Source organism: Brakhagea slesvicensis (genome assembly GCF_052161625.1).
GTDB lineage: Bacteria > Planctomycetota > Planctomycetia > Pirellulales > Pirellulaceae > JBKCUI01.
Genome location: NZ_CP197412.1, coordinates 2,024,378 through 2,039,630, shown reverse-complemented (window position 1 = coordinate 2,039,630; position 15,253 = coordinate 2,024,378). Strand labels below are relative to the sequence as shown.

The window sequence follows — 15,253 nt, the reverse complement described above, 5'->3', positions numbered from 1 at the left end:
ATACTCCGTTGCGAGCTTCGACAGGGGTCCGCCGACGGTTCTTTCCACATGACGCGGCGGGAAGGGAAGCCCAAGGGGCGCGAGGCTGGAGTACAATAGGGGAACTCGCCTGCCGCTCGATCGCTTGATTCCACCTTTCATTGTTTCCCCGGAAGCACCGTCATCCTCCACCATGCGAATCCATCCCCTCCGCTACGTCGCACCCACTTGGTTCCGATCCCTTTCCGTTTTCGGTTTATGCGTCTGTCTTCTCGGTACGGGTTGGTCTGGCTCGGCCCATCGCGTGAGGGGGGAGGAGGAGTTCAAGCCCGACCAGTCCAAGATCCCTGCAGCGCCACCCGAGAGGGCGATCGTGCTTTTGGGGGAAAAGGAGCATGCGTTTCTCGCGATGGACGGTGGTCCAACCAATTGGCCTTTCCAAGACGGAGTGTTGACGTCAACCAAAGGGAAGAATCAAAACCATATCGTTTCGAAGTGGCATTTCCGGGACGCGGACATCCACGTCGAGTTCAAGGTCAGTCCCAAGGGGGAAGGGAACAGTGGCATCTACATCCACGGCCATTACGAGCTTCAGATTCTCGACAGCCATGGCCGGCCGGAGGACAAGCTTTCGCAGCAGGACGAGGGTTCGATCTACGGCTTTGCGAAACCTCTGAGGAACGCCGCGAAACCAGCCGGAGAATGGCAGGTCTACGACATCCGCTATCGCGCTCCTCGACGAAACGAATCGGGGGCCATCACGGAGCCCGGGCGCATCACGGCTTGGTTGAACGGTTCGAAGGTCCAAGAAAACACACCGTTCGAAGAGCCCCGCTCCGTCTTTCATCCCTTTCGCTTCGGCACGACTCCTTATTTACAAGCAATTGCACCTAAGTTAAAAGAGACACAGGTTGGGCCGGTGTTCTTGCAAGATCACAACAGTCCTACCGAGTATCGGAACGTTTGGATTGTGCCCTTGGACGATTTGGCGAAGCTTTACGAACCGCCGAAGTAGTCGGCAGGTTTGCGTCGCTGGTAAGTAAACCCCTTTGTTTTGCTCCATGAGTTGAGGTATTGCGGGATGGTGTCGATCAAGAACCTGTGGATGGTAGGTGTGGTGGGTGCGTTGCTCGCGAGTGCAAGTACCTCGGCCGCTTGGGCGGGAAGTCCGGTGGGAACGTGGAAGGGGCAATGGCAAAGCCAGTCGACGGGGCATCAGGGGCCCATGCGGGCGACCATTCGGCCCAATGGCCAGGGAGGGTACGATGCTCGATTCAGCGGTCGATTCTTTGTAGTGATTCCGTTTACCTACAAGGTTTCGATGCAACCTAGGTTGGATGCGACCGGGAATGTGCGGTTGGTGGCCAACAAACCATTGGGTCCGATGCTCGGCAGTTACCGCATGGACTCGTTCGTGATAGGAAATGGATTGTACGGATCCTTTGCAGCGGCCAAGGATACGGGAACGATTTCGATGCGACGCGTACGGTAACCAGGAGGAAACGACATGGCTAGGCATTCGCAACGGGTCGTCATTCCGACGTCGGATGGATTGGAGTTGACGGGGATCCTCGAGGTACCTGATGCGGAGCGGCTAGGTACGATTCTTTTTTCGCACTGCTTTACATGCAGCAAGGATCTCAAAGCGATCGTTCGGATCTCTCGGGAGTTGGCGAATCTCGGTTGGATTGTACTGCGGTACGATTTTCGGGGGCTCGGAGGGAGCCAAGGGGAATTTCCCAAGTCGAATTTCAGTACCAATTGTCAGGATTTGCAGGCGGCTGCGGAGTTCTTGGAGCGGGAGTACGACGGAGCCGACTTCCTGATGGGGCACAGTTTCGGCGGCGCCGCCAGTTTGGCCATGACCCAGCGAATCGAATCGGTGATCGGCGTGATTGCATTGGCTGCCCCGAGCGATACCCATCATTTAGCCTCCCTCTTGGAATCGATGGACCCAGCCATCGTGCGCGAAGGGCGAGGGGAAGTCACGATTGGAGGGTTTACTTATCCAGTCGAACGGCAGATGCTTGAAGATTTCCGCAGTGTCGATCTACCTGCGATTGTCGCAGCGCTGCGAAAGCCGATGTTGACATTGCATTCTCCGACGGATGAGACGGTTGCGTACGAGCATGCGTTGTGGAATTGCGATTTCGCCAATGCAAGAACTCGACCGGAAGGGCCTCGATCGCTGATAACCTTGCCCAACTGCGGTCACTTGCTCACCGACGAAAGGCATTGTCGCTGGGTCGCAACTCAGATAAATAGTTGGTGCCAATCTTTCGAATGAAGCCATCAGCCGCCGTCCCCTAGCGTGTTCCGGCTGGTGACGGTGGATGTCGTTGCGTTTTAGAATGAAATACCCCTGTCCTTGTTGGATTTATGAATAGACCAACCGTTGCCCCGGCCGGTACCGAGGGAGTTTGCTCACCCCGATTCGAATTCGTGTCGACGCCGATTGTGCGGCATCGGGTGATTGCAAAAGATACTTGGCAATTGACCCTTGCGATTCCTGGATTTGCCCGCCGGACGTTGCCCGGTCAATTCTTTATGGTGCGCATCGCCGGGGCGAATGATCCTTTGATCGGTCGAGCCTTTGCTCTTTATGATGTGCACGATGGCGCCGATGGGAAACCGGAGGGGATCAGCGTGGTGTATACCGTGAAGGGCAAATTCACGCGTGCCCTTTCAAAATGTGTTGCGGGTGACCAAGTCGAGATTTGGGGGCCATTGGGGAATCACTTTTCCACATCCCCGGTCGAGCATTTGATCTTGGTAGCGGGAGGGGTTGGCCAAACGCCGATGCTGACGACCGCGCTCGCCGCTTTAGGGAAACGAAAGTTCGGAACGGATGTTTGCACCGAAGCGTACGCGAAGCGCGTTTCCCTCTGCTATGGCGCCAGGAATCGCGAGTATTTAGCGGGTGTACCGGAGTTCCAGTCGGCATGCAGCGATGTCCACATTGCGACCGAGGATGGGTCGATGGGAGTCCCAGGCCGAGTGACCGACGTGTTGGTGCCGTTGTTGGAAGAGAATACGAGCAGCAGCAAGCGGATCGTTTGTTGCGGGCCGGAGCCGATGATGCGTGCCGTGAGTGAGATCGCCGCTCGCTATGGAGTTCCCTGTGAAGTCTCTTTAGAAACTCCGATGGCGTGTGGCATCGGCATATGCTTCACGTGCGTGGCGAAGGTCCGGCAAGAGGATGGCGAATGGGATTACAAGCGGACTTGCATGGATGGTCCCATCTTTCCGGCCGATTCGATCGTTTGGGAGTGACCGCTTTACGCCAGTCCCAGTTCGATGGCGGAGATCAGTGCATCGGGTGGTTCTAATCCGATCGAGAACCGAAGCGTTCCGCCGTCGATACCCAGCCGTTGCAATGCGTCCGTCGAGTAGGAGCGGTGGCTCGTGGAAGCGGGGTGGCTTAGGGTGGTTCGGGTATCGCCGAGAGAGGGGCAAAAGGGGATCGCGTTCTTCGCGAGGGAAATAAAGCGATTCGCCGCGTCGAGGCCGCCATGAAGGTGCAGCGTCATCATGTTTCCGAAGCGTTGGCCGAATTGCGAGCAGGCGACGCGATGGCTTTTGTCGGTGGGAAGACCCGGGTAATCGAGAAATCGCAAAGCGGGGTGATTGGTGAATCTTTCCGCGAGGACTTGAGCGGTCGCCGCCGCCCGATCCATCCGGACATCGAGGGTAGCAAGGCCTCGCTGGGTCAGCCAGCAGTCGAGCGGGCTACTTGCAAGACCGTAGGCGCTGACCGTGCTTCGTACACGGCCCCAAACCTCCGCGTTTCCGCCGAGGAAGCCCAGCATCGCATCGCCGTGTCCGCAAGCGAATTTGCTCAGGCTTTCCATCACCAGGTCGGCGCCGAATCGGATTGGTTGACAAAGGGCTGGGGTGGCAAAGGTGTTGTCGACGAGAACGAGGCAGGGGTCGGAATTCGATGCGTGGGCTCGGTCGCAAATGGCTTGAAGATCCGGGACGCTCATCCGCGGATTGGTAATCGTTTCAACAATGGCGAGTTGCGGTCGTTGGGCTAAGGCTGCATCCCAAGCGTTGAGATCGGTCGCATCGACATCGATCCACTTGATACCCCAGCGATGGAGTTCCTCTTTGATCAAGTACGAGGTCTTGCCGTAGAGGGGTTGAGCGAGGATGACAGTGTCTCGCGGTTGCAGGAGGGATAGGCACGCGGCGGCCAGGGCGCTCATCCCTTGCGCGGTAACCATCCCATGTTCGAAGCGATGGAGCGATGCCAGTTGGGAGGCGAGATCTTGGGCGTTGGGGTGTCCGTCGCGGCGATAGACGAAGCCTTCGCCGGTTCCGCCGAGAATCCCATCGGCTTGTTCGATGGAATCCATTTCCCAGACACCGGAGAGTTGGATGGGAGGTGAAAGAGGTCGTGGGTTGGGCTGTTTCATGTTTCGCTACCAGATCGCTTTGAACTGAAGATAGGACCACCAGCAGATCGCCGCGGTGATTCCGATCAAGGCGAGCGTATAGAGCGTGTTGATCACCGACCAAACTATTTTTTCGCGCTGCGAGAACGCGCTGCTGAACCAGAGGAGCGGAAGCCCGAGGAACCCGGTAACACCGAATAACGTGACGAATACGATCACGCGAGTCGTCTGCCGATCGAGCAGCGGCGTGCGGCTGGAGGGCGGTTGCCGGGTAGGCTGTGGCGGGGCGGTTGTAGGTTCCGACATGATCCGATTACGACATGATCCGACTATGAAGGAAGTTTGCCTTCTGCAATTTCTTGCTCCCATTGATCGATCAAGGGCCAGCCGATGGCACAGGTTCCAAAATCGGAGAGGTGCAGATAGCTATTCAATCTCGCGAGGACTTGGTCGATCATCTTGGGATCTTTACGGAAGTAAGGCCCATGGCTGGGAAGGAGCCACTCGACGTCGGCATCTCGGATGCGTTTCAGGGAGGTGATGAAGTCGGGAATATCGCTCCCATGGTGTGCATCGATGGCGCCGACACCCCCATCTCGATAGATATTGTCCCCGCTCAGCAGGAGGTTCCCGAAGCGAAAGGCGAGTTGGCTGTCAGCGTGTCCGGGCGTGGACCAAACTTCGAGCGAAAGGTTTCCGATGGTGATGACATCTCCATCGTTCACATGGTTCTCCACGGTGACCGCCGGCATCTCCTCATGGATTCCTTGGGCTTCGATTTCGGCGAATGTCTTGAGGCGGTCGCCGGCTTCGAGGAGGCTGGCAGCTTTCGGATGGGCCGTGACGGTGGTCTTGAGGATTTGTTTGAGCTTCGCGAGCCCTTGGCAGTGATCGACGTCGGCGTGGGTGGCGATCAGGGTTTTGCATTTCGAGAGACCGAAGTCCAAATTTCGAATGAGCTCGACGATCTCATCGACATCATCTTCGTATCCGACGTCGATGAGAGCCCACTCTTCCGAATCGTGAAGCAGGTAGACGTTGCATCCGATCAAATGTCCGGCTTGGACATTCAGTTCGATCACATTGGGAAAGATGTATTTGCGTTGGAGCATTCGTTCTGCCTAGGGAGTGGAAGAGAAGACGTGACGACTCGCCAACGGTGTTGGTCGGGACGTCGCCGACTGGGCATTGTAGGGAACTGGAAAGCAAATGAAAAACGGTTAGCGGAGAGGAATGTCTTCTGGCGGGTTGTTTTCGGTTGCCAGGGTGATCAGGGTTCCCGATTCGTATTTGACCTGGATCAAGGCCTGCATGTGCTCGACCTGTCTGGTTGCGAGTTCGCGTTCGGCGACCACCAGACGCATTTCGGCATCGATCAATTCGTTGAGGATCGAGCTTGTGGACCCGCTGTCAGAGAAATAGTCTTCAAGTCGAGAATCGTAGGCTTCGACTTCTGCCGCTGCGGCTTCGGCGGCTCGCAGCGCCGCGAAGATAGAGAGGTAGGTTCCTTTGGTCCGTTCCACCGATCGATAGACTTGCGCGCCCGCTTCCATGAGTTTGTATTCGAAATCGCACACCAGTTTCTCGAGCATGAGCGACTTACCCAATTGGTTCGCGCGTGCTGAGCGGTTATGGATCGGGTTTTGGTAAACGAAACCTCCCGCGTAGCTCGGCGCGCCGGTATCGAATTGTCTCAAGAAGGACTGCAGGAGTTGTTTGTCCCCTTCCAATCCTCGGACGTAGCCTTCCAGGACCAGATCGAGGGTCGGCTTGAGTTCTTGGAAGGCCATTTGTCTTTGGATCGAGGCGATCGCGATTTCCTGCCGTATGGCTTGAACGTCCCCGCGATACATGATCGCGTTGTAGTATTCGTCCTCGAACGAATCGATCGGAGGAAGGGAAGCGACGGGCAGGGTCATCGGAATCAGTTCATCGCAAACCGTCCGTTGGATATCGGGGGCCCCGACCAAAACGGCGAGTTCCGCTTGGAACCCTCGAATTTTGGCTTTGAGTTCGGCGATCAAAGCGTCTTGTTCCGCGATCGTTTTGTCGGCGCGAAGCAAGTACATGGCGAGCAAATCGCGGCCTTCTCGATATTGCAAACGGGTCTTCAGGTCTTCGAAGCGAGCGCGTGCATTGATGGCTTGGACCATTTGGAATCGGGCCAGGACCAGCTCCCAATAGATCGAGTGGATCCGAATCGTCTGATCTTGCAATTCCCGGTTCGCGATGGCGATCGACCCTGCCGTCTTGGTCTCGTTGATGACGATGCTGGAGGTGTTGTAGAAGACACCGGACCCTCGCATCAAAGGTTGCGTGTAGTTGAGGGTCAGTTTCGAGTCGACTTGGTTATTCGGCTGGAAGAACAGGGAGTTGCTATCCCTCGCGTTGAAGGATTGGCTGAATTCGGTCTTGCCTCCGAAGGTATTGCGATCGCGAATCCCGGCTGCGTTTTCCCAGAAATAATCGTTGAGTCGTGTGGGGCCACCTGTGGTCAGGGTATTGCCGACTGGGTCCGAGGTGTCGCGGAACGTGGATTGCGCGAAGCTGCGAGCGTCAAAATCGCCGCGAGCGACATCGACTTCGGTCCGCTGGATTCGGGGTACTTTTAGGATGCTTTGTAGGCGTTTGGAGTATTGGGTCGAGAGCCAGATGAGTTGGTCCAACTGAACGTAACAAATGCGATCCTGGCGGGAGGTCAAAAGGGGGCGTTGGGCACCGCTCGAAGGGGACTCCCACCAAGCTCCGCCCCATGGAAAGGAGGGCATATCCTCCTTTTCGTCTGGGATGTAAGCCTCGACCGCGGGTTGCCGGGACAGAGGTGGGCGGACATCGGGTTGAGTGATCGCAACCGGTTGAGGGAGGGCAACGGGTTGAGGGAGGGCAACGGGGGGTGATAGGCGAATCGGTTGTTGGGTCGGTTCAGGAAGCGACTTTGTTGCGGCGGGGGCGAGGGGGGGAGCCATCTTCTGCGGATTGGCTTGGAGAAAGCGTTCGAAATCCTCGCTGGAGATTTCTCGTGGAGACGTGGCGGACGTGGACTTCTGCCCAGCTTGGGGTGTCTGCCAGGCTTGAGCTGGCCGCAGCATTGGGGCGCAGAGCGATACGGAAGCGATGAACGCCCACCCGACGGCTCCTTGAGTCATCTTGCCCCGCAAAAACACTCGACACTCCTTTGATGGTGTTGCGGACCTTCCTGGCCCGCATTTCACGTTATCGTTCGGGTAACCGCTTCCCTCAACGCAAACCGGATGGAGTGCGGCTTATTCCTGATGCATCGGTTGATTGCGAGGCAAGGAGCGCAGGGTCTGCCCAGGTGGAGAATTCTGCCCAGTTGTCAAAATGCGAACCTCAGCGAGGACGGGAGGGAGCGGCCGTTTTACGCGATCGACATAATCCGCACAGCCGTTTTATTCTCACGACGATAAGCCGCAAATGATTGCAATTTCAACGGTTGGGTGGGCGTGTCCTCGAAATTGTTCAACAGTTGGGAGGTTTCTTCTGCAGAGTACGTGGTGGAAATCCGAGCACGCGTTACTTCTGTCAAAGCACCATAAGTTTCTTCTTCCATGCCAAGGTTAAAGATCACCTACAAGATGGCGATCATCCTCGCGACGATGTCGTTTGGACCGATGGTGGCTGGGCAGTTGACGGGACTTTTTCAAGACGAGACGGTCGAGTTGCAGAAGGAGCGGGTGGAGAAAAGTCGGTTGATTGCGACCGCTTGCTCGACCCAACTTGGCAACGTTGACAGCATAAAGCTGCAGATGGGGTGCCGAGAGCTGCTGCGTAAAATTGACGATTTGCGAAGTCTTCGGATTCTGCGGCATGATGGGCTGGTTCTTTATGCAAGCCCTGGGCACGAGCAGAATTGGACCCTCCCTATCGAGTCCCCTTCGACGTTGGATCAAGTGCGAATACCCTTGATGCGAGGGAACTCGGTTTTTGCTGAGTTGGAGATCGCGTTTCAGCCGGTTGCCCCTGATATGGTTGCCATTCTGGCTCGTTGGTTGGTAGTGGCTGCGATTGGCTTTGCTTTGAACTTCGGCAGTTTTTCGCTGTTTCTGAACAAGGCACTCAGCGTGCTTGATCCGAAAAGTGCGGTGCCGAAACGGGTTCGCAATACGTTGGACACCATCGTAGGTGGGGTGGTGATTCTCGATGCCGAAGGGAAGATCCTTTTGGTCAATGATTCGTTTGCCAAGTATGTATCGCAATCGATCGATGAGCTCACCCGTCAGCGGCTCAATCAGTTGGGATGGTCGCGCGAGGCTTCCGAAGAAGATTGGCCTTGGGAGTACGTCATTCGTGAGAAATCCCAAAAGGCTGGGGTGAAGATTCACTTGAAGACCGGCGATGAACCGAGGACGTTTATGGTGAACGCCACTCCGGTGTTTGACGCTCAAGAGAACATCTCCGGTGCATTGGTTAGTTTTGAAGACATTACGTTGATGGAGGTGCAGCGGCGGCATTTGCTCACGGTGTTGAGTGATTTGGAGACATCGAAGGAGCAGATTCGCAGGCAAAATGAGGTGCTGCATGAGTTGGCCACACGCGATGGGCTGACTGGAGCGCTGAACCGCAGGGCCTTGCTGGAAAAAATCGCTACGCTGTGGGGGACGCGGAATCAGGGGGATCGCGGATTGGTCACCATCATGATGGACATCGACCATTTCAAGAAACTGAACGACCAGCATGGTCACTCCGCTGGGGATGCCGTTTTGAAGGAAGTCGTGAAGACGGTATCTCGGATTGTCGAAGGTCGAGCGGTATTGGGTCGATTCGGCGGGGAGGAGTTTTGCGTCGTCCTTTCCAACGCGACGTTGGAGGATGGGGCGGCGATGGCCGAGGAGATTCGAGGAGGAATCGCCACCGAACTTGCGAATCCTTACCGGGTGACCGCGAGTCTTGGGGTATCGAGTAGTATCCAGGGGGCGCCGACGATTGAGGCCCAGATCGAGCAAGCGGACCAGGGGCTTTATGCGGCCAAGCATGGTGGGCGAAATGGATTCCGAGTTTGGAGTCCAGAGTTGGAGGAGCAGTCCAAGGAAGAGGAGCGAAAGAAGGCGGCCAAGCTGGCGTCTACCGACGTGGAGGAGCAACCGGTTTCGTATCATGCCGTCGTGACGTTGAATTCCGCGTTGATCGCAAAGTCTCCGGTGTTGGCCGCGCACTCGCATCGCGTGGCGGAGATATGCGTGGCGATGGCCCGCGGAGCGCTGCCGGTTGGGCAGCTCTACACCTTGGAAATCGCCGGGATGTTGCACGATATCGGCTGTCTAGCGACAGAGCTGGACAGGGAGAGTTCGGAGGAACATAGCGGTCCGGATCGTGTAGCGAAGGGGGTTCAGATCCTGCGATCCGCGTTTCAGAGTAAGGTGCTTTTGGGGATCGTTACGCATCAGATCGCATCGGTCCAGGAGTTGGATGCTTTGGAGGATAGCGCGGTCATTGCGGGCGCGAAGATTCTGGCGATCGCCAATGCGTACGACATGGTTACATCCGAGCTTTCCAAGTCACCTTGTTCGCATGACGAGGCCATTGCTTGGTTGAGGCAAGGTGCCGGGAGTCGTTTCGACGCCGAGTGGGTGGAGCGATTTGCGGATTCGCCTTACGGTTGGCGTCCGGTTTCAGGAATCGGGGACGTGGCGATGCTCGACAGCGCGTTGATGGTTGGTTATCAGTTGGAGCGGGTGATCCACTGTTTTGAGTCGGGGAATTTGGTGGGGCTCAAGCCGCGGTTGGAGAGTTTGCAGGCTTTGGCGCGAAAGATCGAAATGCCTTGGATAGGCAAGATCATCGAGGAGCTCCAAGGAGATTTGGAGCGGAAGGCGGTTGCGGATTGGGGGTCTCTCGCGCCGCTGGTTCAGGATTTGGTCGAGATTTGTTTGAGCATTCAGCGAGCGCATTTGCGGTCGGACCTTTCCCTATGCGAGCCGACCCTCGCGAGCGTTCAGTAGGTTTCGCCTGACGGGGCTTACACCAAGCTCTTCATTTTGTCGCGAGCGCGGGACAGGAGTGGCCCGACGCTGTTTTCGGGCATGCCGATTCGGGATCCGATTTCTTGATAGGTGCAGCCTTCCAAGTGGAACATTTTCAGAGCTGTCGCTTCGTTGGGAGAGAGCTTGGCGAGGGCAGATTGGAAATCGAGAGAATCGTGGAGATGCGGGGCGGGTGAGGAGCCTGGGACATCGAACAGGAGGCTGGAGTGCGCGTTGGGGATTCTGAGTTGGGAGAGTCTTCGGACGATCACGCGTCGAGCGATGACGGTGAGGTAGGTAGCCAACGAGCTTCGGCCGCGGAATCGGCGGAGTGCGGCAAAGTCTTTTTCGATCCAAGAGAGAAAGACTTCGGCGACCAAATCATCGCGAGATTCGGTGGTGATTTGGATGTTTCGGGAGGCTGCCGTGTGGTTGACGACGTGGACGATCAAGGCCAGGAAGCGGTCGGTGAACTCTTGCCAGGCAGCGGAGTCCTTAGCGAGGCACTTGTCGAGCAGTTCGCGATCGAGGTTGGAGAGTGCCACGGCATTGCAGGGAAAAGGGGCGAACGAATTCGAGTCGTCGGGAGCGATTCGGTTGCGGGGGAATTACTCAATATTAGGTAGCGAGATGGACGACAGCAAGCAGATTCAAGTTTCTTGACACCTGGATTCCTCGCCCCTACGATGCGAGTCGCGTTTGTTCCGGCTTGGAAAAACCAGATTGATTTGGGCTTGCCCGACAATCTTTTCGATAGGTTTCGCACAAAGAAAGAGGGAATGGAAATGACGCACGTTGTAACCCAACCATGCGTTGGCTGCCGATATACAGACTGTGTGGTGGTCTGCCCCGTGGAGTGTTTCTATGAAGGGGAGAAGATGCTCTATATCCATCCGGATGAGTGCATCGACTGCGAGGCGTGCGTCGCCGAGTGCCCTGTTGAGGCGATCTTCCACGAGGACAATGTACCTTCGGAGTGGCAGAGCTATATCGCGATGAATGCGGAGCAAGCGCCACAGAGCAAGGTGATTACGGAGAAGAAGAAGCCGCTTGTCGATTCGTGATTCATGGGAATCTTGGGAATTCTCGAGTAGACGGCTCAAGATCGGGATGAGAAGGAACGATAAACTGGTCTCCGCAAGGATGCACGGCAGGCCTTGAAAAAGCGAGTCGGTGTGGTTTTTGAAAAAACCGCGTTGACAGGAGCGAAGAGATCGATAGGATTCTCGCTCCTGGTTCCGGCCAGGAACCCGCTAGTTGGATTCGCGCACGTAGCTCAGTTGGTTAGAGCGCGTCGCTGATAACGACGAGGTCCGTGGTTCGAATCCACGCGTGCGCACTGGTTAGTTCGGGGGTGTAGCTCAGTTGGGAGAGCATCTGCTTTGCAAGCAGAGGGTCATGGGTTCAAGTCCCTTCACCTCCACTCGAAAATCATCCAAAACAATTTCAAAAAAGGCCTTGCGGCCGACAAAGAAATCTGGATGATTCTCGCTCCCTCGACCGACGCAAATCGGACGCGACGCAAGTCGCCGAAAGAAACGCGAAAGTCGAGACGGTCAAAAAAATCTTACAAAACCACTTGACGCGAGTCAGTGACCTCAGTAAGATGGTGACCCCTCGCAAGTGACGAAAGTCGCAAGCGAAACTGATCTTTGACAATTTGGTTGGATTGGTAGATGGCATCTGAACTCGTGCCAAGTCCTTGATTTTTCCGGTTAAGGATGAGGGCACGATTGATATGTTTAAACCGGTTCTGAGAAGAACGCTTGCTGATTATTCAGCTGAGCTTTAATGAACCGTTTTGAACGAGCGCAAAAAAGGATAGGCGAGTCAGTGGTGCGATGTGAATCGCATGAGCTGGCAAGATGATCGGATCGAGCGGCTCGGTGCAGTGTTGTTGGTTGTTGGCTGTGAAAGCAGTGGATGAACAACGATGTTGGGTTGAGTTGAGTTCGAGATTCCGATGGTCAAGTTACTAAGGGCGCACGGGGGATGTCTTGGTATTGAGAGGCGATGAAGGGCGTGAAAGTCTGCGAAAAGCTTGGGTGAGTCGACAAATAGGCGTTGATCCCGAGATACCCGAATTAGCGTATACTGAATTCATAGGTATACGTGGCCAACCCAGGGAATTGAAACATCTTAGTACCTGGTGGAAAAGAAAGAAAAATCGATTCCGTTAGTAGCGGCGAGCGAAAGCGGAAGAGCCCAAACCGAGGAGGTTTCCTCTTCGGGGTTGTAGGGCCACTCACATGGGAGTTACAAAGCGACAACTAGCTGAAGTGTCCAGGAACGGCACACCATAGATGGTGACAGTCCAGTAAGCGAAAGTTGAGCGCCTCCCGAGTGGTACCTGAGTAGGGCCAGTCACGTGAAACCTGGTCTGAATCTGCGGGGACCATCCCGTAAGGCTAAATACTCCTCAATGACCGATAGTGAACTCAGTACAGCGATGGAAAGGTGAGAAGAACCCCTGTTAGGGGAGGATAGTGAACCTGAAACCGTGTGCTTACAAGCGGTCGGAGCACTATTAAAAGTGTGACGGCGTGCCTTTTGCAAAATGATCCGGCGAGTTAGCGTTTGCAGCAGGTTAAGGCTCTACGGGCCGAAGCCAGAGGGAAACCGAGTCTGAATAGGGCGACTAAGTTGCGGGCGCTAGGCGCGAAACTGCGTGATCTACCCATGGACAGGTTGAAGCGTGGGTTAAACTGCGTGGAGGACCGAACTCATTTGGGTTGAAAACCGATGGGATGATCTGTGGGGAGGAGTGAAAGTCTAATCAAACGCAGAGATAGCTCGTTCTCTCCGAAATATTTTGAGGGATAGCCTCGAGCCACTATGCAGCGGGGGTAGAGAGACTGAATCGGACGGGGGCCCTTCCTTGGGTACCTCGCCGAACCAAACTCCGAATACCGTTGTAACTATCTCGGGAGTCAGTCTGTGGGGGATAAGCTCCATGGTCAAGAGGGAAACAACCCAGATCGTCAGCTAAGGTCCCGAAGTTCTATTCAGTCACTAAGAAAGTTGAATCTCTGTGACAGCCAGGATGTTGGCTTAGAAGCAGCCACCATTTAAAAAGTGCGTAACAGCTTACTGGTCGAGAGGTTCTGCGTCGATAATGAACGGGAGTAAATAGAACACCGAAGCTGCGGGATCCGTAAGGATCGGTAGGAGAGCGCTGATGGGGAGATACAAGACGTACCGTAAGGAGCGTTGTCGGCCCCATCAGGTGATTATGCCGGAATGAGTAACGATTAAACAGGTGAGAATCCTGTTCGCCGAACACCTAAGGTTTCCTGGGCAAGGTAAATCCGCCCAGGGTTAGCCGGTACCTTAGTCGAGGCCGAAAGGCGTAGACGATGGATGGACGGTTAATATTCCGTCGCCGGCCTTGTGAAGTGATGGAGGGACGGTATCCGAAAATACAGCAGTACGACTAGAAATGTCTGTTGGTCCTGACGAGGCGTCCGGTTGGCAAATCCGCCGGGCACAAGCCAAGACAGGATCACGAGGGCACTTAAGATCCCGAAGTGTGTGGAAGGATATCCAAGAAAAGCTTCTAAACGTTAAAGCAAGGTCGACCGTACTAAAACTGACACAGGTAGGTGAGAAGAGTATTCTAAGGCGCTCGGGAGAACGGTGGTTAAGGAACTCTGCAAAATGGCTCCGTAAGTTCGCGATAAGGGGCGCCTACGAAAGTAGGCCACAGAAAATCGGCAGCAGCGACTGTTTATCAAAAACACAGGACTCTGCGAACTCGTAAGAGGAGGTATAGAGTCTGACGCCTGCCCGGTGCTGGTAGGTTAAGGAAGAGGGTTAGCGAAAGCGAAGCTCGCGACCGAAGCCCCAGTAAACGGCGGCCCTAACTATGAGGGTCCTAAGGTAGCGAAGTTCCTTGTCGGGTAAGTTCCGACCTGCATGAAAGGCGTAACGACTGCTGCACTGTCTCAACCACCGACCCGGTGAAATTGTAGTTGTGGTGAAGATGCCACATACCCGCGGCTAGACGGAAAGACCCCATGAACCTTCACTGTAGGCTGATATTGGGTTGAGGTATGTTCTGTGCAGAATAGCTGGGAGGCTTTGAACTGGGGACGCAAGTTCTCAGGGAGCCATCGTTGAGATACCAGCCTGGATATGCTTTAATTCTAACTTTGACCCATGAATCTGGGCTTAGGACATTGTCAGTTGGGCAGTTTGACTGGGGCGGTCTCCTCCTAAAAAGTAACGGAGGAGCGCAATGGTACCCTCAGCCTGGTCGGCAATCAGGCAAAGAGCGTAAAGGTAAAAGGGTGCTTGACTGTGAGACAAATAAGTCGAACAGGTACGAAAGTAGGCCTTAGTGATCCGGTAATTCCGAATGGAAGGGTTATCGCTCATCAGATAAAAGGTACTCTGGGGATAACAGGCTTATCGCCACCGAGCGTCCACAGCGGCGTGGCGGTTTGGCACCTCGATGTCGGCTCATCGCATCCTGGGGGTGAAGAAGCTCCCAAGGGTTTGGCTGTTCGCCAATGAAAGCGGTACGTGAGCTGGGTTCAGACCGTCGTGAGACAGGTCGGTCCCTATCTACCGTGGGCGCACGAAACTTGAGGAGGATCAACCTTAGTACGAGAGGATTTGGTTGGACGTAGCTCTGGTGTACCAGTTGTCACGCTAGTGGCACGGCTGGATAGCTAACTACGGAAAGGATAAACGCTGAAAGCATCTAAGCGTGAAGCCCTCTCCAAGACTAGGTTTCGTAGCTACTTGTAGCGAGAGTCCCCTGGTAGACTACCAGGTTGATAGGATGGATGTGTAAGCAGGGTAACCTGTTAAGCTAACCATTACTAACGGACGAACGCTTGACCATCGGTATCTTGCACTTAACCGTGCACGATCCGATAACTATCCTAGACG

At 55.2% G+C, this 15,253-nt stretch carries 11 protein-coding genes, 2 tRNA genes and 1 rRNA gene; 9 read left to right on the top strand and 5 right to left on the bottom strand.

Annotated elements, in window-relative coordinates; translation table 11 throughout:
* Positions 1–172: 172 nt before the first annotated feature.
* The 4 genes from SH467x_RS07810 (at position 173) to SH467x_RS07795 (ending at position 3,252) form a co-directional block, all read left to right on the top strand.
* A complete protein-coding gene (locus tag SH467x_RS07810; RefSeq protein ID WP_482370712.1) occupies positions 173–994 on the top strand; it encodes a 3-keto-disaccharide hydrolase in 822 nt (273 codons plus the stop codon).
* A gap of 66 nt (positions 995–1,060) precedes the next feature.
* A complete protein-coding gene (locus tag SH467x_RS07805; protein WP_482370711.1) occupies positions 1,061–1,471 on the top strand; it encodes a hypothetical protein in 411 nt (136 codons plus the stop codon).
* A gap of 15 nt (positions 1,472–1,486) precedes the next feature.
* Positions 1,487–2,266, top strand: coding sequence for an alpha/beta hydrolase family protein (locus SH467x_RS07800; protein WP_482370710.1), 780 nt, complete (start codon positions 1,487–1,489; stop codon positions 2,264–2,266).
* A gap of 92 nt (positions 2,267–2,358) precedes the next feature.
* Positions 2,359–3,252, top strand: a complete 894-nt coding sequence (locus SH467x_RS07795; RefSeq protein WP_482370709.1) for a dihydroorotate dehydrogenase electron transfer subunit — start codon at positions 2,359–2,361, stop codon at positions 3,250–3,252.
* A 5-nt stretch (positions 3,253–3,257) separates the two neighbouring features.
* On the opposite strand, the gene SH467x_RS07790 is transcribed toward SH467x_RS07795, so the two are convergent.
* The 4 genes from SH467x_RS07790 to SH467x_RS07775 form a co-directional block, all read right to left on the bottom strand.
* Positions 3,258–4,397 (bottom strand): trans-sulfuration enzyme family protein, encoded by a 1,140-nt coding sequence (locus SH467x_RS07790; RefSeq protein WP_482370708.1) that lies wholly within the window; start codon positions 4,395–4,397, stop codon positions 3,258–3,260.
* Positions 4,398–4,403: 6 nt separating this feature from the next.
* Entirely contained in the window at positions 4,404–4,682 is a 279-nt protein-coding gene (locus tag SH467x_RS07785) for a hypothetical protein (protein ID WP_482370707.1), read from the bottom strand.
* A gap of 23 nt (positions 4,683–4,705) precedes the next feature.
* Positions 4,706–5,488, bottom strand: coding sequence for an MBL fold metallo-hydrolase (locus tag SH467x_RS07780; protein WP_482370706.1), 783 nt, complete (start codon positions 5,486–5,488; stop codon positions 4,706–4,708).
* Positions 5,489–5,596: 108 nt separating this feature from the next.
* The gene (locus SH467x_RS07775) at positions 5,597–7,540 is read right to left on the bottom strand and encodes a TolC family protein (RefSeq protein ID WP_482370705.1); all 1,944 of its coding nucleotides are present in this window, start codon (positions 7,538–7,540) and stop codon (positions 5,597–5,599) included.
* Between the two features lie 405 nt (positions 7,541–7,945).
* Between SH467x_RS07775 and SH467x_RS07770 the strand changes: the two genes are divergently transcribed.
* A complete protein-coding gene (locus tag SH467x_RS07770; RefSeq protein ID WP_482370704.1) occupies positions 7,946–10,336 on the top strand; it encodes a bifunctional diguanylate cyclase/phosphohydrolase in 2,391 nt (796 codons plus the stop codon).
* A 17-nt stretch (positions 10,337–10,353) separates the two neighbouring features.
* On the opposite strand, the gene SH467x_RS07765 is transcribed toward SH467x_RS07770, so the two are convergent.
* Positions 10,354–10,902, bottom strand: a complete 549-nt coding sequence (locus tag SH467x_RS07765) for an RNA polymerase sigma factor (RefSeq protein WP_482370703.1) — start codon at positions 10,900–10,902, stop codon at positions 10,354–10,356.
* Between the two features lie 240 nt (positions 10,903–11,142).
* Here SH467x_RS07765 and SH467x_RS07760 point away from each other — a divergent pair, with 240 nt between their 5' ends.
* The 4 genes from SH467x_RS07760 to SH467x_RS07745 all read left to right on the top strand — a co-directional run bounded on the left by SH467x_RS07760 (position 11,143) and on the right by SH467x_RS07745 (position 15,206).
* Positions 11,143–11,421, top strand: a complete 279-nt coding sequence (locus SH467x_RS07760) for a ferredoxin family protein (protein WP_482370702.1) — start codon at positions 11,143–11,145, stop codon at positions 11,419–11,421.
* 201 nt (positions 11,422–11,622) lie between these two features.
* Positions 11,623–11,696 (top strand) — tRNA-Ile (locus SH467x_RS07755).
* 11 nt (positions 11,697–11,707) lie between these two features.
* Positions 11,708–11,780: transfer RNA gene (locus tag SH467x_RS07750), tRNA-Ala, on the top strand.
* Between the two features lie 542 nt (positions 11,781–12,322).
* Positions 12,323–15,206, top strand: a 23S ribosomal RNA gene (locus SH467x_RS07745).
* The last annotated feature ends 47 nt before the right edge of the window (positions 15,207–15,253 follow it).